The organism is Duganella aceris, from assembly GCF_011090165.1.
Lineage (GTDB): Bacteria > Pseudomonadota > Gammaproteobacteria > Burkholderiales > Burkholderiaceae_D > Rugamonas > Rugamonas aceris.
Map to the genome: position 1 here is coordinate 440,362 of NZ_JAADJT010000002.1, position 22,153 is coordinate 462,514.

The following is a 22,153-nucleotide window of genomic DNA, read 5'->3' on the forward strand; positions in this document are numbered from 1 at the left end:
CCGGCTTAGGCCAGTGCGGGCGTTTTCGCATTAAAAGGACAACAATCTAAATGAGCACCATCGAACAAAAGGCTCTGGCCTACCACCGAACCGGCAAGGCCGGCAAGATCGCCATCGAAGTCACCAAGAGCGTCAGTACGCAGGAAGACCTGGCGCTGGCGTATTCGCCCGGCGTCGCCGCGCCCTGCGTCGAGATCCAGCGCGAGCCGGCCAAGGCCTATGAATACACGGCCAAGGGCAACCTGGTCGGCGTGATCACCAACGGCAGCGCGGTGCTCGGCCTGGGCAACATCGGCGCGCTGGCCGGCAAGCCGGTCATGGAAGGCAAAGTCGTGCTGTTCAAAAAATTCGCCGGCATCGACGCGTTCGACATCGAGATCGACGAGAGCGATCCGGACAAGCTGGTCGACATCATCGCCGCGCTGCACCCGACCTTCGGCGGCATCAACCTGGAAGACATCAAGGCGCCGGAATGCTTCTACATCGAGCGCAAGCTGCGCGAGCGGCTGTCGATTCCGGTGTTCCACGACGACCAGCACGGCACCGCCATCGTGGTCGGCGCCGGCATGCTGAACGCGATCGAGATGACCGGCCGCGACATCGCCACCGCGAAGATCGTCTGCTCCGGCGCCGGCGCGGCGGCGATGGCCTGCCTGGAACTGCTGGTGGACCTGGGCGCGGCGCGCGAGAACATCTTCGTCTGCGACAGCAAAGGCGTGCTGACCACGACGCGCGCGCTGGACGGCGAAAAAGCCGCATGGGCGCAGGCCACCTCGGCGCTGACCTTGTCGGACGTGATGGACGGCGCCGACGTGTTCCTCGGCGTGTCCGGACCGGGCGTGCTGTCGCAGGCCGACATCCAGCGCATGAAGCCGCAGCCCATCGTGTTCACGCTGGCCAATCCGGAGCCGGAGCTGCGTCCGGAACTGGTGCGCGAAGTGGCGCCGGACGCGATCATCGCCACCGGCCGCTCCGACTATCCGAACCAGATCAACAACGCGCTGTGCTTCCCGTATCTGTTCCGCGCCGCGCTGGACAGCGGCGCCTACACGATCAACCAGGAAATGAAGCGCGCCTGCGTGGTGGCGCTGGCCGACATGGCGCGCAGCGACGCGCGCTTCGGCAAGGACTATGTGGTGCCGGGCCTGCTGGATCCGCGTCTGCTGACGGGCGTGACGCCGAAGATCGCCACCGCCGCGTGGCGCAGCGGCGTCGCCCGCAAGGAGCTGGTCGAGCTGGAATATGCGGAAGACCTGAACGACCTGGCGGAATCGCTGATCTGAAAGGCGGGGTCAGTTCCGGCATCGTGCCACGGGCAGAGCCCGTGGCACGATGCCGGAACTGACCCCGCTTATTTGCGGCGCGCGAAGAGGCGGCGTGGCGTGATGGGCAGTTCGGCGACCAGCACCGGATTGTCCAGCGCCTGCTGGTCCGAGGCGCGCACCTTCGCATCCGGGGCCAGAACGCGCGCGATCACCTGCGCGTGTACGCCGATGTTCTGCAAGAACTCCACCGCGCTCGCGGTGCCGACATCGCGCTGCACCTCCAGGGCCTGGCGCACCACAAACTCCAGCGAATGCCAGCCGGACGTGTCGGAAGTGTGCGGCCGATTTTGCCGCCTGTCTTGGTCTGGACTCATGACATCCCCTTGCGCGCAGTGCAAATAAAACACCATTCTAGCTCAAGCACGGCAACCATCCCGCACAGCAGGCCGCGTCGCCGCTTGCGCCCTGCTAGCCGCAGCCGGCTTTCCACCGGCTGCTGATACAATCTCGACATGAGAATGCACACCGCCACCAGACATGTCGCCGCATGGATCGCCATGCTGGCGATGCTGTGCGCGATGCTCGCACCGTCGATTTCTCATGCGGTGTCGGCCTCGCATGGCGAGATCCTCATCGAGATGTGCGGTATCTCCGGCAGCAAGCTGGTGTCGATTTCCGGCGACTCGTCCGACCGCTCCAGGCCCGCCGCGCCGGACCACTGCAAGCTGTGTTCCGTGCACGCCGAGAGCTACGCCCTGCCTTCAAGCATGCAAGCGGCGATGTTCCCCATCGCCGCCGCAGAGCGCCATCCCCTCCTCTTCTACCGGTCATCCAGCCCGCTCGCGGCCTGGAGTCCAATCCAGTCCCGCGCCCCGCCAACCGCTCTTTGACGCACCGACATCCCGAATCCCCGGCCTTTCGCGTCGGCGGGTTTCGCATATCCATACTTCGAAGACAACAATGAACAAGCACGTCAAATCCCTTCTGCTGGGCGCATCGTTCGCGGCCAGTCATACCGCGCTGGCCGCCACCGACGACACACAACTGCCGGCGATCACCGTCATCGTCCCCGGACAAACACTGAAAGACGGCCAACGCGCCGGCAAGCTCGCCACCGGCGCCAGCGGCTCCGTGATGGACGTGCCGTTCTCGGTGACCAGCGTCGACGGCGACCGCGTCCGCGATCAGGCCGGCACCACCTTGCAGGACGCCTTGCGCAATGTGCCGGGCGCACAAGCCGATTCCGGCTTCAACGGATCGCACACCCAGTTCTTCATCCTGCGCGGCGCCGTCTCCGACAGCGGCACCGGCTCCAACCGCGTGCTGCGCGACGGCGTGCGCCTGTCGAATTATCCCTATGTGCCGGCGTTCATCGAAAGCGTCGATGTGCTGCGCGGCCCCGGCTCCGCCATCGGCGTGCGCAGCGAACCTGGCGGCACGGTGAATATCGTCACCCGCCAGCCGCTGCTGGAAAACGGCGGCTCGGTGCTGCTGTCGGCCGGTGAACATTCGGCGCGCGAAGTCACCGTCGACCTGAATCGCGTGCTCTCCGTCGACAATGAACTGGCCGCACGCATCATCGCCACCCGCTCCACCGCCAGCGAATGGCGCCACGTCCCGGACGAACTGAATGGCGTGAAGCTCGGCATCGCCAAGAGCGACGGCGGACGCTATCACCTGCGCGCCGGCATCGAGGCGACCAACCAGGTGTACCAGCCGGACTACGGCATCCCGGCGTTCAACGGCGGCCCGGTCGACGTGCCGCTGGACCGCCAACTGGGCGAGCCGTTCGGGAACTCCACCACCAACAACCGCATCGTCGACCTGCATGGCGACGTCGCGCTGACGGGCGATACGCGCTTCGCCGCAGACATCACCCACCTTGAGGCGCATTCGACTTCGATCAAGAATCTGTTGAACGGCTCGCCGCTGGCGGGACAACCGGCCGGCACCTACGCCCGCATCTCCGCCTGGGAGCCGGACACGCAACGCCGCATCGATACGCTGGCCACCTCGCTGACCAGCAGGCAGGCTTTCGGCGGATACACGCACAGCCTGTTCCTCGGCCTGGACTACTACAAGGAGACGCTGGACCAGCCCGCGCTCAGCGTGCCCGCCGCGACCAGCCCGGGCATCAACGTCTACGCCCCGGTCCATGGCCGCGTGACGCCGCCGCCTGCGGGCGTGACGTTGGCGCGCTCGTTGACGACGCAAGACCTGAAAGCCGTTTCCGCCTCGGCCCAGGACCAGATCGACCTGGGCGCATGGTCGGCCGTGGCCGGGGTGCGCTACACCGATCAGGACTTCGTCTACGGCGCCGCCGGCGTGCGGCCGGTGAAGGAGTCGCGCTGGTCGCCGAAGTTCGGCCTGCTGTATCGCCCATCGGGCCGGCAGACGCTGTACGCCAACGTGGCGTCGGGCACCTCGCCCAATCAGGTCGCATCCTCATCCAACCAATCGCTCCCGTCGCGCAAGGCGACGCAGGCGGAATTGGGCTGGAAGTCGCTGTGGCTGAAGGATGCGCTGGCCAGCGACGTGGCGGTCTACCACCTGAAGCAGACCAATATGATCTCGGCCGACCAGAGCACGCCGCTGAATAATTTCGACTTCACCGTCGGCGGCAGCGCGCGTTCGCAGGGCGTGGAAAGCTCGCTGACCGGCTTCGTCGGCGAGCACCTGAACCTGGCCGCCACCTACGCCTACACCGACGCGGTCTATCTGCAAAACTCGGTCTATGGCGGCAAGCGGGTGCCGAATGTCGCGCGCCAGTCGCTAAGCATATGGGGACAATATCGCTGGAACGATGCGTGGAAATCCGGCGCCGGCCTGTATGTGCAGGGCGAACGCTTCGCCGATGAAGCGAATACCACCACGCTGCCCGGCTACGGCCGCGTCGACCTGACGCAAACGTGGACGCGCAGGCTTGCGCAAGGCGGCGCGGTCGAAGTGCAACTGGCGCTGCGCAACGCCTTCGACCAGCGCTACTTCGTTTCCAGCCATTTGCATGTGTCGCGCTGGATCATGCCGGGCGAAGGCCGCAACGTGAACCTGACCGCGACCTACCGCTTCTGATCCGGCTAGCCGGGCCAGGCGCAGGTGCGGAAGCCGGCGAAGATGTCGTCGCGCTCCGGCATGTAGAAGTTGCGGAACTTGGCGGAGCCGAAGCGCGACGGCGTGGCGAACGACGCGCCGCGCAGCGTCTGATGGGTGTGGAACCACGGCTCCGAATATTCGCGGTAGCGGTCCGCCTCGAAACCGGGATACGGCTCGAACGGCGACGCCGTCCACTCCCACAGCTGCCCCCAGCGGAAGGCCGGGTGGCCCGACAGCGCCGCGTATTCCCACTCCGCCTCGGTGGGAAGCCTGCGATTGGCCCAGGCGCAGTAAGCCTGCGCTTCGTACAGGTTGACATGCCGCACCGGCTCGGCGCCGGCCAGCGTCGACAACCGGCCGAAGCGCATCGTGCGCCACTGGCTGCCGTCGCGCTGCCAATGGCGCGGCGCCGAGCGCTCCTGCCGCATCAGCCATTCCGCGCCAGCCTTGCTCCAGAACTGGCGGTTGTCGTAACCGCCATCGGCGACGAAATCCGCATACTGCGCATTGCTGACCAAGGTGCTGTCGATGCGGAACGCGGCGACGCGGAATTGATGCGCGCGCCGTTCGTTGTCGAACACGAAGCCGCCGCCTTCCAGCGCATCGCTGCCCAGATGCAGCGTGCCGCCGGGGAAGCCGATCTCCGACGGCGCGTACGACGATTGCTCCTCGCCGGCGGCCAGCACCGGCGCCGCCAGGCCGAGCGTCTGCAGGGTGTACAGCAAGGCCTCGCCGTGCATGTCCTCGTGCGCCAGCGCCAGCCGGTACGGGTACAGCGCCGCGTCGGTGTTCGGCTCGCGCGACAACTTGTCCAGCACGCGGTCCAGCACCTCGTGGCAGTAGGTCTTCAAGGCGCCGGGGCTGGGCAGGTCCAGCGTCCAGCGGCTGCGGTGCGGCACCAGCGCCGAATCGAACCAGTCGTCGCCCTTGCTCAGCAGGCAGTTGCCGACGCCGTCGGCCGGGTGGCTCGACGTCGCCTCGCGCAGGATGAACCATTCGGCGAACCAGGCGATATGGCCGAGCTCCCACAACGGTGGGTTGAGGATGCGCAGCTGCGGCACGCGCGCCGAAACGTCCATGCCGGCGGCGGCAAAGCAATCGAACAGCGACAGCGTATAATCCCGCGCATGCCGCAGGGCCTGGGCCATCTGCTGCGGCGTCGCATTTCTGAACGAGGATGGGCTGGAATTCATGAGCCCATTGTAGCGACCTAACGACTTTCAGGCAAAGTACCGGTGACAGCACAACACATCTGGATCGTCAGCCCGGCCTCCGCCCGCGCCAACAACGGCAATTGGCAAAGCGCCAGCCGCTGGGCAAGGTTCCTGCGCGCGCGCCACCGGGTGACGCTATCGCTGCAATGGCCGGCGGACAGCGCCGCGCCGCCGCCCGACCTGCTGATCGCGCTGCACGCGCGCCGCTCCGCGCCGTCGCTGGATGCGTGGGCCTGCGCCTGGCCGCAACGGCCGTCCATCCTGCTGCTGACCGGCACCGACCTGTATCGCGACATCCACACCGACCCGACGGCCCAGCGCGCGCTGCAACAGGCCAATGCGCTGGTGCTGCTGCAACCGGCCGGCTACGCGTCGCTGCCGGCTCAGTTGCATGCCAAGACCAGCGTCATTTTCCAATCCGCGCCGGCGTTGAAACCGGCGCCGGAACGCGCGCGCCGCCACGCCGATATCTGCATGATCGGCCATCTGCGCGGCGAAAAGGATCCGCTGACCTTCATGCGCGCCGCCGCGCTGGTGCGCGCGCCGGGCGCGCGTCTGATCCACATCGGCGGCGCGCTGGAGCCGGCGCTGGCCGAGGCGGCGCAAGCGACGGCCGCGTCCCAGCCGCGTTACCTCTGGCTGGGCGCCATGCCGCACGCCGCCACGCGGCAGCGCCTCAAGCGCAGCCACGCGATGGTGCTGACCTCGCACATGGAAGGCGGTGCCAACGTCATCATCGAAGCGGTGCGCGCCGGCGTGCCGGTGCTGGTCAGCGACATCAGCGGCAATCGCGGCATGCTGGGCGACGATTACCTGGGCTACTTCCCGGCCGGGGACGCGGCCGCGCTGGCGCGCCTGATCGATCGCGTGATCGACGATTCAAGCTACCGCGCCACGCTGCGCGCGCAGTGCGACGCCCGCGCGCCGCTGTTCGCGCCGCAGGCCGAGCAAGCGGCATTGCTGGAGTTGGTGGATAATCTGCTGCATCGAGCTGTACCTCAGTCTTAAACCAAGGAATACAACATGAGCAATGATGCAATCAAACTGACCTCCTTCTCGCACGGCGGCGGCTGCGGCTGCAAGATCGCGCCCGGCGTGCTGGCCGAGATCCTGAAGAACTCCAGCGGCTTCCCGGTGCCGAAGGAGCTGATGGTCGGCATCGAGACCGCCGACGACGCCGCCGTCTACAAGCTCAATGACGAGCAGGCGCTGATCGCCACCACCGATTTCTTCATGCCCATCGTGGACGACCCGTTCGACTTCGGCCGCATCGCCGCCACCAACGCCATCTCCGACGTCTACGCCATGGGCGGCACGCCGATCATGGCGCTGGCCCTGGTCGGCATGCCGATCAACAAGCTGCCGCTGGAGACCATCGGCCAGATCATCAAGGGCGGCGAATCGATCTGCGCCGAAGCGGGCATCCCGATCGCCGGCGGCCACACCATCGACTCGGTCGAACCGATCTACGGCCTGGTGGTATTGGGCCTGGTGCATCCGTCCAAGGTCAAGCGCAACGCCGACGCCAAGGCCGGCGACGTGCTGGTGCTGGGCAAGCCGCTGGGCGTGGGCGTGCTGTCGGCCGCGCTGAAGAAGGACAAACTGGACGCCGACGGCTACAAAGCCATGATCGCCAACACCACCAAGCTGAATAAGCCGGGCAAGGCGCTGTCGGAAATGGCTGGCGTGCACGCGCTGACCGACGTCACCGGCTTCGGCCTGCTGGGCCACCTGCTGGAACTGGCGCGCGGCGCCAAGCTGGAAGCGCAACTCGAGATGGCCAAGATCCCGCTGCTGCCGGGCGTCGAGCAGCTGGCGCACGACGGCTACTTCACCGGCGCCTCGGGCCGCAACTGGGACGCCTACGGCAAGGACGTTCAGCTGGGCGAAGGCGTCTCGCAGGCGCAGCACATGCTGCTGACCGACCCGCAAACCTCGGGCGGCTTGCTGGTCTCGTGCGATGAGGGCAGCGTCGAGGAAGTGCTGGCCCTGTTCCACCGCGAAGGCTTCGGCGAAGCCGCCGTCATCGGCCGCATGGCCGAAGGCGCGGCGCGGGTCGTCGTCGCCTAGTCGGCTTAGACGCCGGCGACGGCCTGCTTCAGCAGGATTTCGCGCACCAGTTTGTATTCCTCCACCCGCGCGTAATCGCGCTCGGAGGGATGGGGGATGCGCGTCAGGTCCATGTTCTCGGCGTTGTCGGCCAGCTTGACCCGGCGCGCGATCGGATCGGCGGCCGCACGCTGCGCCGCATCGAGGCGCGATTCGCCGGGACGCTTGGTCAACGCCTCGACCGCCGCGACCACCTGCGGCGCGAATCCCTCGGCCTCAAGCTGCGGCAGCGACACCCCGGTGTCCTCCACCACATCATGCAGCACCGCCGCCATGCGCTCGTGGTCCGAGGCGACACGCAGCATCACCCGCAACGGATGCAGGATATACGGCTGCCCGGCCTTGTCCACCTGCCCGGCGTGCGCTTCCGCGGCGATGGCAATCGCCCGTTCCAATGTCGCCATGATCAGGATCCTTTTTTCTCGGTGAAGTGCGTCGACCAGGTGACGCTGTAGATCTTCCATCGGCCGTCTCGCTTGACCATCTGCCAGGTCTCGACACCGTAGTTCTCCACCGCCCCGTCGAACATGAATTCGTAGTCGAACATCACCCAAGCCAGGTCGGCGTCCTGGGTGATTTTAATGTTATAAAATTTTTCCTCGACCGGCTTCTTTTCCCGTTTAACGAACTGCACGAATTCGTTGTAGCCGCCGGCGCGCACGCCGTCGAAATTCGGATCGGTTTCCTTGCGCATGGTGGCGACCTGCTGGTCCGAGGCCGGCGACGTCCACAGAATGTTCGAATTCAGCATCAGCGACGATAGCTTCAACACTTCCTTGGTCTTCAGCGCGCTCTGGAAGTCCTGCGTCACCTGCTTGATCGCGGCGATGTCGGCCGGCGTGCTGACCGCCTTGGGCGGTTCGGCGAAAGCGGAGGTGGCCGCCATCCACAACACCAACAAGACCGCGCGCATCGAATATGTCATTCCAACCCCTATCAATAAAGTAATGTCAATTGTATACTTAATACTATGAAGCGATGCTGCGCTGGTGACTTCGATTGCAACGTGACCAAATAAATCAGCCAACATTCGCTTGACAGCCCCCGCGCCGATCTCGTACATTAAAGCCCATGACCTCGCATCTGCACCTATCCGCTTTCCTGCTGCCACTGCCAAGCGCCCTATCGCTGGCAGCGCGCCTACTAGCACGCGCTTAATTTACGTTTCGTCGCGTCTCAGTCGTACCCGGTGCCGGCCACAAGCCGCACCCGCCATCAAAATCCCAGGAAAGTTTGCACCGATGCTCCCAGCTTTGTCGCTACTGCTAAAACTACCGATCGGTTGCCGAGCCTAGTAACCCGTGGCCGCACGGCAGCCCCTCGCCACACAGCAAGCGCCCGCAGTCGCGCATCCAGCACTTCCAAATTTTAAAGACCCAGGAGCACCCCATGATGTTGCAGAACCCAGCAGCGAAGTATCGCGCCTTCCCACCCGTCCAATTGTCCGATCGCCAGTGGCCGAACAACGTCATCTCCAAACCGCCGATCTGGATGAGCACCGATCTGCGCGACGGCAACCAGGCCCTGATCGAACCTATGAGCGCGGAGAAGAAACTGCGCTTCTTCGAACTGCTGGTGAAGATCGGCCTGAAGGAAATCGAAGTGGGCTTCCCTTCGGCCTCGCAGACCGACTTCGACTTCGTGCGCAAGCTGGTCGACGAGAACCGCATCCCGGACGACGTCACCATCATCGTGCTGACCCAGTCGCGCGATGAACTGATCCGCCGCACCGTCGAATCGGCGGCCGGCGCCAAGCGCGCCATCGTCCACCTGTATAACTCGGTGGCGCCGGTGTTCCGCAAGGTCGTCTTCGGCATGTCGCGCGAAGAGATCACCAACATCGCCACCACCGGCACCAGGCTGGTGAAGGAATTGATCAAGCAGCACCCGCAGACCGAATGGGGCTTCGAGTACACGCCGGAGTCGTTCTCCACCACCGAACTCGATTTCTCCAAGCATATCTGCGACGCCGTCACCGCGATCTGGGAACCGACCCCGAACAACAAGATGATCATCAACCTGCCGTCGACGGTGGAGTGCAGCACCCCCAACGTCTACGCCGACCAGATCGAATGGATGTCGCGCAAGCTGGCGCGCCGCGATTCGCTGATCATCAGCGTCCACCCGCACAACGACCGCGGTACCGCCGTCGCCTCCGCCGAGATGGCGGTGATGGCCGGCGCCGACCGCGTCGAGGGCTGCCTGTTCGGCAACGGCGAACGCACCGGCAACGTCGACCTGGTGACCTTGGCGCTGAACCTGTACACGCAAGGCGTGCACCCGGGCCTGGACTTCTCCGACATCGACGAAGTGCGCAAGTGCGTCGAAGAGTGCAACCAGCTGCCGGTGCACCCGCGCCACCCGTACGTGGGCGACCTGGTGTTCACCGCCTTCTCCGGCTCGCATCAGGACGCGATCAAGAAGGGCTTCGCCCAGCAGAAGGAAGGCGCGATCTGGGAGATCCCTTACCTGCCGATCGACCCGCAGGACCTGGGCCGCAGCTACGACGCCGTCATCCGCGTCAACAGCCAGTCCGGCAAGGGCGGCATGGCCTACCTGCTGGAGCAGGACTACGGCCTGGTGCTGCCGCGCCGTCTGCAGATCGAATTCAGCCGCGCGGTGCAGGCGGTGGCCGACGCCACCGGCCTGGAGATCACCTCCGAAGGCATCCACGAGATCTTCAGCAAGGAGTACTTCGAGCAGACCGCCCCTTACGCCTACAACGCGCACAAGATGGTGGAAGACACCAGCAGCGACGAGCCGGTGCAGATCGACATCGCGCTGCACCACCGCGGCGCGCCGATGGCGCTGCAGGGCGGCGGCAACGGCCCGATCGACGCCTTCGTCGACGCGCTGGGCCTCGACATCAAGCTGATGGATTATCATGAGCACTCGATCGGCTCCGGCGCCAACGCCAAGGCGGCCTGCTACGTCGAACTGCGCCTGGCCAACGGCCCGACGCTGTTCGGCGCCGGCATCGACAGCAACATCGTCACCGCTTCGTTCAAGGCCGTGCTGAGCGCCGTCAACCGCCAGCTGAAGCAGCAGGAAACCGCCGCCGCGCCAGTCGGCGCCGACGCGACCGTATAAGTTCCGCCCCGGCCAGCCGCCGCCAAGCCGGATTTTGCAGGGCGCCCCACGAGGGCGCCCTGTCACCATCCACTCGATAAAAATCATGACCCATTTCGCACTCTCCGCAGCCTTCGCCACCTCCCTGCTGCTGGCCGCCGCCGGCGCCCACGCCGCGCCGCCGGCCGGCCAGGACGCCTTCGCCATCGGCCAGGTCAAGGTCGACGTCGGCGGCCGCAAGCTCAATATGTACTGCGCCGGCAAAGGTTCGCCGACGGTGGTGTTCGAAGCGGACGGCGGCCGCGCCGGCTGGGATTGGTCGGCGGTGATGCCGGAGGTGGCCAAGCGCACCCGCGCCTGCGTCTACGACCGCGCCGGCTACGGCTTCAGCGACCCGGCCATCCGCGCCTCGACCGCCGGCAACGCCAGCCGCGACCTGAGCTTCCTGTTGAAGAACGCGCGCATGATGGAGGGCCCGTACGTGATGGTGGGCGCCGGCTACGGCGCGATGATCGCGCAGCAGTTCGCGCTGCGCTCGCGCGGCGCCGTCACCGGCCTGGTGCTGGTGGAGGCGATGCACGAAGACGCGCTGCCGGGCGACCGCGCCGCCAGCCTGGAAGCGGCCGCCGCGTGCATCGACAGCGCCGGCCAGGGCGCGGCTTGCGCCTACCCGAACACCGCCATCAATGGCGAGATCGGCCCGGCGCTGGCGGCGGCGCAGGCGGCGCAAGTGGCCAAGCCGGCCTACTGGCGCGCCCGCGCCTCCGAACTGGACAACCTGGCCGCCAGCGCCAACCAGATGCGCACCGCGCGCAAGCCGTTCGGCGACATGCCGGTGGTCGAAGTGGCGCACGGCGAACCGTCCGCCATCATCGCCGCCGTGATGCAGGTGCTGGACAAGCAAAAATAAAACCGGGGTCAAGTCTGACATTCGTACACGGGCTCTACCGTAGCGGCCGCTACGGTAGAGCCCGTGTACGAATGTCAGACTTGACCCCGGTTTTTCAGCGGCGCGCGAGGCGGATGCCGGTGAACTGCCAGCGTGCGCCGGCGGGGAAGAAGTTGCGGTAGCTGGCGCGCGCGTGGCCGTCCGGCGTGGCGCACGACGAACCGCGCAGCACGTACTGGTTCAACATGAACTTGCCGTTGTACTCGCCCAGCGCGCCGGGCGCCACGCTGAAGCCGGGATACGGCGCATAGCTGCTGCTGGTCCACTGCCAGCAATGGCCGAACATCTGCTGCAAGCCCGATGCGTCGGCGCCGGCCGGATGCAGCGCGCCGGTCTCGATCGAAGCTTGCGCGGCGGCCAACTCCCATTCCGCCTCGGTCGGCAAACGGGCGCCGGCCCAATTGGCGTAGGCGTCCGCTTCGAACAGCGACAGATGCGTCACCGGCCGCTGCGGATCCAGCGGCTGCGCGCCGTGCAGCGTGAATTCGTTCCACTGCCCGTCGCCGTCCTGCTGCCAGTAGATCGGACCATTCAGATTCTGGTTGCGCACCCAGTCCCATCCCTCGGCCAGCCACAGCGCGGCGTTGAAGTAGCCGCCGGCGGCGATGAAGGCCAGGTATTCGCCGTTGGTCACCAGTCGCGACGCCAGTTCGAACGGCGCCACATACTGCTTGTGGCGCGGCAGCTCGTTGTCGAAGCAGAAGCCGTCGCCGTCATGGCCGATGTCGGTCAGGCCGCCGTCGAACGCCAGCCACGCCATCGGCGCGGCGTCCGCCGCCCGCGGCAGCGGCGTGTCCACATACTCCGGCAGCAGTGCGCTTTGCGCCAGCAGATGCTTGACGTCGGTGAGCATCAGCTCCTGGTGCTGCTGCTCGTGCTGCAGGCCGAGCGAAATCAGCTCCGCCAGCTGCGCGCTCTGCTCCGCCGCCAGCTCGCCGGTCAACAGCCGCGCGATGCGGGCGTCGACGTCGGCGCGATAGGCGCGCACCTGCGACATCGCGGGCCGCGTCAACAGCCCGCGCTGCGCGCGCGGATGCTTGTCGCCGATGCCGTTGTAATAGGAATTGAACAGCACCCGGAACGCCGGATGAAACGGCGCGAACGACGCCTCCATTCGCTCCAGGATGAAGGTCTCGAAGAACCAGGTCGTATGGGCCAGATGCCATTTGATCGGACTCGCGTCCGGCATCGACTGCGCGCCGCAATCCTCGTCGGTGAGCGGCTCGGCGATCGCCAGCGAACGGCTTCGGACCGCGTCGTAGCGGGCTTTGAGTTGCTGCTGCGGCAGGCGCATGTCCATAAGCTTGATCTTCCCGGCTCAGTCTCGAATCACGCGCGCGTGGATCACGGCGAACCAGTTGTCCGGATCGGTCCACACATGCGAGGTGGCGAAGCCGGCCCGCTCCAGCAGGCCGACAAACGATTGACGCGTGTACTTGTAGCTGTCTTCGGTGTGGATACGCTCGCCGCTGGCGAAGCGGCGCGAGCCGCCCTCCCAGCGCACCGTCACTTCGCTGCGCGCCTCCAGATGCATTTCGATGCGGCGCTGTTCTTCGTTGAAGAAGGCGCGGTGACGCCATTGGCTCACATCGAAATCGGTGCCGGCCAGGCGGTTCAGGTGGCGCAGCATGTTCAGGTTGAAGGCCGCCGTCACGCCCAGCGCGTCGTCATAGGCCGCATTCAGCACGTCGCTGTCCTTGACCAGGTCGACGCCGATCAGCAGGCCGCCGTCGTCGCCGGCGTTGGCACGCAGGCCGCGCAGGAAAGCCACCGCCTGCTCCGGCGGGAAATTGCCGATCGACGAACCCGGATAGAAGAACACCCGGCGCTCGCCGCGCACATTGTCCGGCAGTTCGAAGCCGTTGGAAAAATCCAGCCCCAGCGCGGTCATCTCGATCTGCGGGAAGCGCTGCTGCAGCTGCGTCACCGCGCCGGTGAGGAAGTCGGCGGAGATATCGACCGGCACGTACTGCGCCGGTTGCAGCAGCGGGAACAGCGACGCCGCCTTGGCGCAATTGCCCGCGCCCAGATCGATCAGCGCCGACCCCGTGCCGACGCTGCGCGCCATGTCGGCGCCGTGCTCGGCGAAGATGCCGGCCTCGGTGCGGGTTGGATAGTATTCGGGAAGTTCGCAGATCGCCTCGAACAGCTTGGACCCCAGCCCATCGTAAAAATATTTGGGGGAGAGACTGGCGTTCGGCGCCAGCAGGCCTGCGCTGATTTCGGCGATGGCCGCTGGGGAGCGGGACGTTTGCATATCGTGCTTTGCCTTTAATTGGGTGGCCGTCCGGGGACGACATTTTTGTTATGATAGCTGAATATCCATTTTGTCGTGCTCCCCAAAAAGAACTGTGCGGCTTTTCACATTTGGATGGCATCAGCAGGTTAAATTTCACAAAAAAGGCGAATAACTCATGAAAATCTCCAAACGCAACGCGCTCAAAACGATGCTGACCGCCGGTATGTTGCTGGCCGCTTCGTGGTCGCAAGCCCAATCCGCCGACCGCGTGTTCCGCGTCTCCGCGATTCCGGACGAGGCGCCGACCGAACTGCAGCGCAAGTTCAAGCCGCTGGGCGAGTATCTGGAGAAGAAGATCGGCATGAAGGTCGAGTTCACCCCTGTCACCGATTACGCCGCTTCGGTCGAAGCGCTGATCAATAAAAAAGTCGACATGGTGTGGTTCGGCGGCTTCACCTTCGTGCAGGCCAATGAGCGCAGCAAGGGCCAGATCACGCCGCTGGTGCAACGCGCCGAAGATGAAAAATTCAAGTCGGTGTTCGTCACCACCAACAAGAGCATCAACAGCCTGGGCGACCTGAAAGGCAAGACGCTGAGCTTCGGTTCCGAGTCCTCGACCTCCGGCCACCTGATGCCGCGCTACTACCTGCTGGCCGCGAAGATCGATCCGGACACCGATCTGAAACGCATCGCCTTCTCCGGCGCGCATGACGCCACCGTCGCCGCCGTCGCCGGCGGCAAGGTCGATGCCGGCGCGCTGAACATCTCGGTGTGGGAAAAACTGGTCGGCGAGAAGAAGGTCGATCCGGCCGTGGTGCGCGTGTTCTACACCACCCCCGGCTACTACGACTACAACTGGTCGGTGCGCACCGACATGAACGCGGACCTGAAGAAAAAGCTGACCGACGCCTTCCTGGCGCTGGACCCGTCCAAGCCTGAAGACAAGGCCATCATGGAACTGCAGCGCGCGTCCAAGTTCATTCCGACCAAGGCCGAGAACTACAAGAACATCGAAGCCGCAGCACAAAACGCCGGACTGCTGAAGAAGTAAATCGATGTTGACATACGAACTGCGGAACCTGACGGTGCGGCATCTGACCGCATCCAAGGCTCCGGCGCTGCAAGCGATTTCCCTGACCATCGAACAGGGCGAGCAGCTGGCCCTGATCGGCCCATCCGGCGCCGGCAAGACCACCTTGCTGGCGACGCTGGCCTGTGCCCACAAGCCGGCCGACGGCGCCTTCCAGGCCTTCGGCAGCGACCCGTGGGCGCTGGGCGAGGCCGCGCGTCATCGCTTGCGGGCGCAGTTGTTCCTGGCGCCGCAGACGCCGCCGCTGCCGCCGCGCCAGCGCGTGGTGACGGCGGTGCTGGCCGCGCGCCTGCCGCAATGGACTTTGTGGCGCGCGCTGGTGTCGCTGTTCAAGCCCGCCGATCCGGAAGCGGCGTGGCAGGCGCTGTCGCGCTTCAACCTCGGCGACAAACTGTATTCCCGCGTCGACCGCCTGTCCGGCGGCGAACGCCAGCGCTGCGGCCTGGCGCGGCTGCTGCTGTCGCCGGCCAAGGCGCTGCTGGTGGACGAGCCGCTGTCCGCGCTCGATCCCGCCCTGTCCGAACTGACGCTGGCCACGCTGCGCGAAGAAGCCAGGGCGCGCAACGCCACGCTGGTGTGCAGCCTGCACCAGGTCGACCTTGCGCTGAGCCACTTCACCCGCATCGTCGCGCTGCGCGACGGCCGCATCGAATTCGACCTGCCGCGCGACCAGGTCACGCCGCAGATGATCGCCGCGCTGTACGCCGGCGAGCAGCCCGCCGCCAGCAAGCCGCATGACGACGACGCCATGGCGGTCAAACTCGGCATCGGCGCCTGCCTGTAATGACCGCTGCGTCGACACCCAATCCGTATCACGACCCGGCCTGGCGCGGCCGCCTGATCGCCTGCGCGGTCGCGCTGCTGGTGCTGTGGCCGATGCTGGTGGTCAGCGAATTCAAGCCGTGGATCCTGTTCGACTGGCAGAGCCTGACCTCCACCGGCCGCTTCCTGTCCGATTTCCTCACACCCGCCCACAGCATGGAATTCCTCGCCATGCTGCTGCGCGAAACCTGGCAGACCGTGGCCATCGCCACCGCCGGCCTGACGCTGGCCCTGCTGGGCGCGATCCCCGCCACGCTGCTGGTCAACGAGCAGCTGTCGATCTCCGCGCTCGGCACCGGCCGCATGCGCCCCCTCGCGCGGCTGCTGCGCCAGGGCGTGCGCTGGGCGCTGGTGTTGTTGCGCAGCGTGCCGGAGCTGGTGTGGGCGCTGCTGTTCGTGCGCATCATCGGCCTCGGCCCGACCGCTGGCGTGCTGGCCATCGCCCTCACCTACTGCGGCATGCTGGGCAAGGTCTACGCCGAGATCCTCGAATCGTCCGACGCCCACGCCAGCGACACGCTGCTGGCCAACGGCAGCGGACGACTGGCGGCGCTGCTGTACGGCGCGCTGCCGGAGGCCGCGTCGGAACTGATGTCCTACACCGTCTACCGCTGGGAGTGCGCGATCCGCGGCTCGGTGGTGATGGGCTTCGTCGGCGCCGGCGGCCTTGGCCAGCGCATGGATGAATCGATGAAGATGCTGGCCGGCTCGGAAGTCGCCTCGATGCTGCTGGTGTTCGTCGCGCTGGTGGCCCTGGCCGATTTGTTCTCCAAAGTCCTGCGCCGGAGGCTGGGATGAGGCATCACCCGAACCTGCCAAGCCCGCCGCCGCGCGACTGGACCGTGCTGACGCTGATGCTGCTGTTGCTGGTGTTGGTCGTCGCCAGCTTCGCCGCGTTGCCGCTGAAGTGGCGCGACTTCTTCACCCTCGACGCGGTCAACGGCACCATCGAACTGCTGCAAGGCTTCGCGCCGCCGGACCTGTCGATCGGCTTCGTCACAAAGACCGCGTGGGCCACCGTCGAAACGCTGGCCATGTCGGCGCTCGGCACGCTGCTGGCGGTGCTGGCCGGCCTGGCGTTCTCGCTGCCGGCGTCGGGCCGCTTCGGCAAGGCCGCGCGCGGCGGCACGCGCTCGCTGCTCAACGTGCTGCGTTCGATCCCGGAACTGGTGTGGGCCTCGATCCTGCTGATCGCGGCGGGCCTCGGCCCGTTCGGCGGCACGCTGGCGCTGGCCGCGCACACCGCCGGCGTGCTGGGTCGCTTGTTCGCCGATTCGCTGGAAAACGCCGCGCCGCTGCCGGAGCAAAGCCTGCGCACCAACGGCGCCTCGGCGATGAGCGCCTTCTTCTACGCCACGCTGCCGCAAACGCTGCCGCAGATGCTGTCGTACACGCTGTACCGCTGGGAGAACAACATCCGCGCCGCCGCCATCCTCGGCGTGGTCGGCGCCGGCGGCCTGGGGCAGATGCTCAAGTATCACCTGTCGCTGTTCCAGATGCAGAAGGCGGCCACCGTCATCCTCGCCATGCTGCTGCTGGTCGCCCTGGTCGACGCCATCAGCTTCGCCATGCGCCGCGCCCTCACCCGTTAATCTCAAAGGCCGTCATGCTGGAACTGCGCAACCTCTCCAAATCCTATGCGGGCGGCCGTCCGGTGCTGGACCGCCTGTCGTGGCGCTTCAAGGCCGGCGAGTTCGTCGCCATCATGGGCGATTCCGGGGTCGGGAAATCGACGCTGCTGAATCTGATCGCCGGCCTCGATACGCCGGATCCGGCGGCGGGCGAAGCGCCGATCGTCATCGACGGCATCGCGATGTCCGGCCTGGACGACGACGCCGCCACCCGGCTGCGGCGCGCACGCATGGGTTTCATCTTTCAAGCCTTCCACGTGCTGCCGCATCTGACCCTGCTGCAGAATGTCGCGCTGCCGCTGCTGCTCAACGGCCTGCCCACCGCGCGCGCGGCCGAGATGCTGGACGCGGTCGGCCTCGGCGGGCGCGGCCACGACTTCCCGCACCAGCTCTCCGGCGGTGAAATGCAGCGCGTCGCGATCGCCCGCGCGCTGGTGCACCGCCCGGCGCTGGTGCTGGCCGACGAACCGACCGGCAATCTCGACCCGGATACCGCCCACAGCATCCTGACGCTGCTCCGGCGCGAAATCAAAGCCACCGGCGCGTGCGCGATCATGGTGACACATTCGCAATCTTCTGCCGAAATGACAGACAAAATCCTACATTTATCCAAATCCGGGCTACAAGAAACAACAATCGTCAACCCGTTTGCGCAATAAACAAGATAATTTATTTGGCAAAGCCTGCACTTTTTTGCTCAGCGTAGTATTATTGAAATTAACTTGCATGGTTATCAAGAATGTTGAGTCGCGTACCACATTCAGACCAATAATGTGGGCGCTAGCCTTGCCGGGAAACGTCTTTATTCACGTTTTGAGCAAAGGAGGAGCAAACATGAACGTACGGCAAAAGAAGCTGGAACTGATCGAAGCCATGAATCGTGCTCGGGCACTGGAACCTTCCAGTTTTGTCCCGAACAAGCTGCTTGATACTTTGATCGAAAAAATGAACTTGAAGAACGATGCAGAGTTGTGCCGTGTTTTGGAAGTACAGCCACCCATCATCAGCAAGATCCGACACCGGAAGTTGGCGGTTGGTGCGACGATTTTGCTACGTATGCATGAGAAGTCAGATATCAGCATACGTGAATTGAAAGATCTGTCGACCGCCTCAATGCATTGAACAGCACAGCTGATCTTGCCATGCCAGGCGCCGGCATGCGGTATCCGGCGCCCCTTAATGCGCCCTTGCGTACAGCCCAAACCCCGCTGAACGCCGCATTTTCCCTTTAAGACCGCCCGAAAGTCATCGCGGTCGCACTAACACTTCTCGTATTTCCAATTTCGTGACTTGCCTTCGGCAATCCACTCGATCGCCTGTTCCAGTCGCCGGTTGCGCGTCGCCTCGGTTTTCGCCTCGGCGATCCACTCGGCGTAGTCGCGCTGCTTGCTCGGGCTGAAGGCGTCGAAGTGCCGGCGCGCGGCCGGAGCTTGCTTCAGCGCTGCCGCCAGTTCGTCGGGGATGGTCAGCGCGCGCGCTTCGGCGGGCTTGGCGCGCGCCGGCGCGGCCACGCCGTCGTCGTTCAGCTTCATGGCCTGCTTGATGTAGGCGGTGAGCACCTTCTTCGACGGCAGGTCCTTCAGCGAGGCGATGCGGCCGAACTGCCCCATCGCCTCGCGATTGGCTTCGTAGGCCATCAGCAACTCGGCCTTCCAGAAATTCAGCGCGCAGTGCGCCTTGAAGGAAGCCATGCTGCACATCATGCCCTTGTACATGAAGTGCGGGAAGCCCCACTTGATGGTCTCCTCCACCTCGGGGCAGGCCGCATGCACCACGGCGCGCAGGTGTTCGAGGATGGGTTGCGCAAAGTCGGCGGATTTTGCGATATAGGCGTCTACGCGCGAATCGATGGTCGTCATGGTAATAAGCTATCACGTAACATTTTGTTGCACGATACACAGCACACATACAGTTGTCGAGTAATTTTGGCATACTCTGCTGACTATGAGAACCGCCACCCTCCTCTTGTTCCTGCTCGCCGGCTGCGCCGGCACCGCGCCGAAAACGCCAGCGCCATCCGATCCGGCGGCGCTGAGCAGCGCCCTCAATCGCGTCAGCTGGGGCGTCAACCTGAGCACCTACCAGCAGGCCGAAAAGCTCGGCTACGACGCCTGGCTGGAACGGCAACTGCATCCGGCGCCGGCCGTGCTGCCGGCCGATGCGCAGGCGCAGATCGACGCCATGACCATCACCAGGACGCCGCTGCCGCAACTGGTGCGCGACCTGGAGCAGCAGCGCAAGGACTACGACAAGGCGATGGCCGACGACGACGCCAAGAAAGCCGCGCAGCGCGCCTACCAGCAGGAGCTGAACCGGCTGGCGCGCGAAGCGGCCACGCGCTCGCTGCTGCGCGACCTGTATTCGCCGAATCAGCTGCAGGAGCAGATGACCTGGTTCTGGATGAACCACTTCAACGTCCACCAGGCCAAGAGCAATCTGCGCGTGCTGGTCGGCGACTATGAGGAGACCGCGATCCGCCCGCACGCGCTGGGCAAGTTCCGCGACCTGCTGGCCGCCACGCTGCGACATCCGGCGATGATCCGCTACCTCGACAACGAACAGAACGCCGCCAACCGCATCAACGAGAACTACGCGCGCGAGATCATGGAGCTGCATACGCTGGGCGTGGACGGCGGCTACAGCCAGGGCGACGTGCAGCAGCTGGCGCGCATCCTCACCGGGGTCGGCGTCAACCTCGGCGACAGCATGCCGAACGTGAAGAAAGACAAGCTGGATCAGTATGTGCGCAAAGGCCTGTTCGAGTTCAACCCGAACCGTCACGACTACGGCGACAAGCAATTCCTCGGCGCCACCGTCAAGGGACGCGGCCTGGCCGAAGTCGACGAAGCGCTGGACCGCCTGAGCCGCCATCCGGCCACGGCGCGCTACGTCAGCAGGAAGCTGGCGGTCTACTTCGTCGCCGACGAACCGCCGCCGGCGCTGGTCGAGCGCATGGCCGCCAGCTTCCTCGCCAGCGACGGCGACATCGCCGCCACCTTGCGCACCATGTTCACCTCGGCCGAGTTCACGCAATCGCTGGGCCGCAAATTCAAGGACCCGGTGCACTACGTGGTGTCGGCGGTGCGCCTGACCTACGACGACAAGGTGGTGCTGAACGCCGGTCCGATGCTGAACTGGCTCACGCGCATGGCCGAACCGCTGTACGGCCGCCAGACGCCGGACGGCTATCCGCTGACGCAATCCGGCTGGGCGAGTCCGGGCCAGATGACCACCCGCTTTGAAATCGCCAAGGCCATCGGCACCGGCAGCAACGGCTTGTTCAAGGCCGAGGGACCGCAGCCGCAGGAACGCCCCGCCTTCCCGCAGTTGGCCAACGCGCTGTATTACCAATCGCTGCAAAAATCGCTGGCGGCGCCCACCCGCCAGGCGCTGGAGCAAGCCGGCTCGCCGCAGGAGTGGAACACGCTGCTGCTGTCGTCGCCCGAACTGATGCATCGATAAGGAGGTCGCACGATGAAACGCCGCACCCTGCTCAAAACCCTGGCCACGCTGCCCGCCGCCGCGATGGCCGGCAATCTGTGGGCCGCCCCCGCCAGCAAGACGCGTTTGCTGTTCGTCTTCATGCGCGGCGGCTACGACGCGACCAATCTGCTGGTGCCGATCTCCAGCCAGTACTACTACCAGGTGCGGCCGAACATCGCCATCGCCAAGCCGAGCACCGAGCTCAATTCCGCGCTGCCGATCGACGCCGACTGGGGCCTGCATCCGGCGCTGCGCGACAGCGTCTATCCGCTGTTCAGCGCCGGCCAGGTGGCCTTCGTGCCGTTCGCCGGCACCGAGGATGTCTCGCGCAGCCACTTCGAGACCCAGGACAGCATCGAACTGGGCCAGGCGCTGGACCGCACGCGCGACTACCGCTCCGGCTTTCTGAACCGGCTGGCGGCCACGCTGAACACCGACCGCGCCAGCGCCATCTCCTTCACCGACCAGCTGCCGCTGGTGATGCAGGGCGGCCTGCAAGTGCCCAACACCGCGCTGCGCTCGATCGGCAAGCCCGCCGTGGATCCGCGCCAGGCCAAGATGATCGCCGCCATGTACGACGGCACCGCGCTGTCGCAGCAGGTGCGCGACGGCTTCGTGGTGCGGGACGAAGTGATGAAGGAAATGATCGGCGAGATGGAAGGCGCCAACCGCAACGCCGTCAGCGCCAAGGGCTTTGAATTGGAGGCGCGCCGCATCGCCAAGCTGATGAAGGAGAAGTACAACATCGGCTTCGTCGACGTCGGCGGCTGGGACACGCACGTCGGCCAGGGCGGCGCCACCGGCTACCTGGCCGGCCGTCTCGACGAACTGGGACGCGGCCTGGCCGGCTTCGCGCAGGAGATGGGGCCGGACTGGAAGGACACGGTGGTGGTGGTGGTCAGCGAATTCGGCCGCACCTTCCGCGAGAACGGCAATCGCGGCACCGATCACGGCCACGGCACGGTGTACTGGGTGCTGGGCGGCGGCGTCCAGGGCGGCAAGGTGCGCGGCGAGCAGATACGGCTGGAGCAATCGACGCTGTTCCAGAACCGCGACTACCCGGTGCTGAACGAATACCGCGCCATGTTCGGCGGCCTGCTGTCGCGCATGTACGGCCTGAATGCCGGACAGGTGGAAAAAATCTTCGGCACGCCGGGCCGCGACCTGGGCTTGGTCTAACCCTAGGTGT

At 65.6% G+C, this 22,153-nt stretch carries 22 protein-coding genes; 15 read left to right on the forward strand and 7 right to left on the reverse strand.

Annotation, left to right across the window (positions count from 1 at the left end):
- Window positions 1–50: 50 nt before the first annotated feature.
- A complete protein-coding gene (locus tag GW587_RS06475) occupies window positions 51–1,283 on the forward strand; it encodes a malic enzyme-like NAD(P)-binding protein (protein WP_166100080.1) in 1,233 nt (410 codons plus the stop codon).
- A 68-nt stretch (window positions 1,284–1,351) separates the two neighbouring features.
- Here GW587_RS06475 and GW587_RS06480 read toward each other — a convergent pair whose 3' ends face one another.
- Window positions 1,352–1,639, reverse strand: a complete 288-nt coding sequence (locus tag GW587_RS06480; RefSeq protein ID WP_166100083.1) for a hypothetical protein — start codon at window positions 1,637–1,639, stop codon at window positions 1,352–1,354.
- 144 nt (window positions 1,640–1,783) lie between these two features.
- Between GW587_RS06480 and GW587_RS06485 the strand changes: the two genes are divergently transcribed.
- Together GW587_RS06485 and GW587_RS06490 are read left to right on the forward strand one after the other, a co-directional pair.
- Entirely contained in the window at window positions 1,784–2,155 is a 372-nt protein-coding gene (locus GW587_RS06485; RefSeq protein ID WP_166100085.1) for a DUF2946 domain-containing protein, read from the forward strand.
- Window positions 2,156–2,225: 70 nt separating this feature from the next.
- Window positions 2,226–4,337: a TonB-dependent receptor gene (locus GW587_RS06490; RefSeq protein WP_166100088.1), complete on the forward strand. Its 2,112-nt coding sequence runs from the start codon at window positions 2,226–2,228 to the stop codon at window positions 4,335–4,337.
- A 5-nt stretch (window positions 4,338–4,342) separates the two neighbouring features.
- Here GW587_RS06490 and senA read toward each other — a convergent pair whose 3' ends face one another.
- Window positions 4,343–5,551, reverse strand: coding sequence for a selenoneine synthase SenA (gene senA / locus GW587_RS06495; protein WP_267878023.1), 1,209 nt, complete (start codon window positions 5,549–5,551; stop codon window positions 4,343–4,345).
- A gap of 42 nt (window positions 5,552–5,593) precedes the next feature.
- Between senA and senB the strand changes: the two genes are divergently transcribed.
- Together senB and selD are read left to right on the forward strand one after the other, a co-directional pair.
- Window positions 5,594–6,580: a selenoneine biosynthesis selenosugar synthase SenB gene (gene senB, locus GW587_RS06500; protein ID WP_166100091.1), complete on the forward strand. Its 987-nt coding sequence runs from the start codon at window positions 5,594–5,596 to the stop codon at window positions 6,578–6,580.
- Window positions 6,581–6,595: 15 nt separating this feature from the next.
- Window positions 6,596–7,642 carry a selenide, water dikinase SelD gene (gene selD / locus GW587_RS06505; protein WP_166100094.1) on the forward strand — a complete coding sequence of 349 codons (1,047 nt, stop codon included), beginning with the start codon at window positions 6,596–6,598 and terminating at the stop codon, window positions 7,640–7,642.
- Between the two features lie 5 nt (window positions 7,643–7,647).
- Here the strand turns inward: selD and GW587_RS06510 are convergent, their stop codons facing one another.
- Together GW587_RS06510 and GW587_RS06515 are read right to left on the reverse strand one after the other, a co-directional pair.
- Window positions 7,648–8,085: an HD domain-containing protein gene (locus GW587_RS06510; protein WP_166100097.1), complete on the reverse strand. Its 438-nt coding sequence runs from the start codon at window positions 8,083–8,085 to the stop codon at window positions 7,648–7,650.
- 2 nt (window positions 8,086–8,087) lie between these two features.
- A complete protein-coding gene (locus tag GW587_RS06515) occupies window positions 8,088–8,606 on the reverse strand; it encodes a nuclear transport factor 2 family protein (RefSeq protein WP_166100100.1) in 519 nt (172 codons plus the stop codon).
- A gap of 464 nt (window positions 8,607–9,070) precedes the next feature.
- Here GW587_RS06515 and leuA point away from each other — a divergent pair, with 464 nt between their 5' ends.
- Together leuA and GW587_RS06525 are read left to right on the forward strand one after the other, a co-directional pair.
- Entirely contained in the window at window positions 9,071–10,771 is a 1,701-nt protein-coding gene (leuA, locus tag GW587_RS06520) for a 2-isopropylmalate synthase (protein WP_166100103.1), read from the forward strand.
- 85 nt (window positions 10,772–10,856) lie between these two features.
- Window positions 10,857–11,660, forward strand: coding sequence for an alpha/beta fold hydrolase (locus tag GW587_RS06525; RefSeq protein ID WP_166100105.1), 804 nt, complete (start codon window positions 10,857–10,859; stop codon window positions 11,658–11,660).
- 94 nt (window positions 11,661–11,754) lie between these two features.
- Here the strand turns inward: GW587_RS06525 and egtB are convergent, their stop codons facing one another.
- Complete coding sequence (gene egtB, locus GW587_RS06530) at window positions 11,755–12,999, reverse strand: ergothioneine biosynthesis protein EgtB (protein ID WP_166100108.1); 1,245 nt, start codon at window positions 12,997–12,999, stop codon at window positions 11,755–11,757.
- A gap of 18 nt (window positions 13,000–13,017) precedes the next feature.
- Entirely contained in the window at window positions 13,018–13,956 is a 939-nt protein-coding gene (egtD, locus tag GW587_RS06535; protein WP_166100112.1) for an L-histidine N(alpha)-methyltransferase, read from the reverse strand.
- A gap of 157 nt (window positions 13,957–14,113) precedes the next feature.
- On the opposite strand from egtD, the gene GW587_RS06540 reads away from it, so the two are divergent.
- From GW587_RS06540 to GW587_RS06565, 6 genes are all read left to right on the forward strand, one after another.
- Entirely contained in the window at window positions 14,114–14,989 is an 876-nt protein-coding gene (locus GW587_RS06540; protein ID WP_166100115.1) for a putative selenate ABC transporter substrate-binding protein, read from the forward strand.
- A 4-nt stretch (window positions 14,990–14,993) separates the two neighbouring features.
- On the forward strand, window positions 14,994–15,812 hold the full coding sequence (locus tag GW587_RS06545) for a phosphonate ABC transporter ATP-binding protein (RefSeq protein ID WP_166100118.1): 819 nt from the start codon (window positions 14,994–14,996) through the stop codon (window positions 15,810–15,812).
- Complete coding sequence (locus GW587_RS06550; RefSeq protein WP_166100121.1) at window positions 15,812–16,648, forward strand: PhnE/PtxC family ABC transporter permease; 837 nt, start codon at window positions 15,812–15,814, stop codon at window positions 16,646–16,648. Before GW587_RS06545 ends, GW587_RS06550 begins: the two co-directional genes overlap by 1 nt.
- On the forward strand, window positions 16,645–17,442 hold the full coding sequence (phnE, locus tag GW587_RS06555) for a phosphonate ABC transporter, permease protein PhnE (RefSeq protein WP_166100123.1): 798 nt from the start codon (window positions 16,645–16,647) through the stop codon (window positions 17,440–17,442). The genes GW587_RS06550 and phnE overlap by 4 nt, the downstream gene beginning before the upstream one ends.
- 14 nt (window positions 17,443–17,456) lie before the next feature.
- Complete coding sequence (locus GW587_RS06560) at window positions 17,457–18,140, forward strand: ABC transporter ATP-binding protein (RefSeq protein WP_166100124.1); 684 nt, start codon at window positions 17,457–17,459, stop codon at window positions 18,138–18,140.
- A gap of 175 nt (window positions 18,141–18,315) precedes the next feature.
- The gene (locus tag GW587_RS06565) at window positions 18,316–18,603 is read left to right on the forward strand and encodes a hypothetical protein (protein WP_008447145.1); all 288 of its coding nucleotides are present in this window, start codon (window positions 18,316–18,318) and stop codon (window positions 18,601–18,603) included.
- A 137-nt stretch (window positions 18,604–18,740) separates the two neighbouring features.
- Here the strand turns inward: GW587_RS06565 and GW587_RS06570 are convergent, their stop codons facing one another.
- Entirely contained in the window at window positions 18,741–19,340 is a 600-nt protein-coding gene (locus tag GW587_RS06570; protein ID WP_166100126.1) for a YdeI/OmpD-associated family protein, read from the reverse strand.
- An 85-nt stretch (window positions 19,341–19,425) separates the two neighbouring features.
- Here GW587_RS06570 and GW587_RS06575 point away from each other — a divergent pair, with 85 nt between their 5' ends.
- Together GW587_RS06575 and GW587_RS06580 are read left to right on the forward strand one after the other, a co-directional pair.
- Window positions 19,426–20,943 carry a DUF1800 domain-containing protein gene (locus GW587_RS06575; RefSeq protein WP_166100129.1) on the forward strand — a complete coding sequence of 506 codons (1,518 nt, stop codon included), beginning with the start codon at window positions 19,426–19,428 and terminating at the stop codon, window positions 20,941–20,943.
- A 12-nt stretch (window positions 20,944–20,955) separates the two neighbouring features.
- Complete coding sequence (locus tag GW587_RS06580) at window positions 20,956–22,143, forward strand: DUF1501 domain-containing protein (RefSeq protein ID WP_166100132.1); 1,188 nt, start codon at window positions 20,956–20,958, stop codon at window positions 22,141–22,143.
- Window positions 22,144–22,153: the final 10 nt, after the last annotated feature.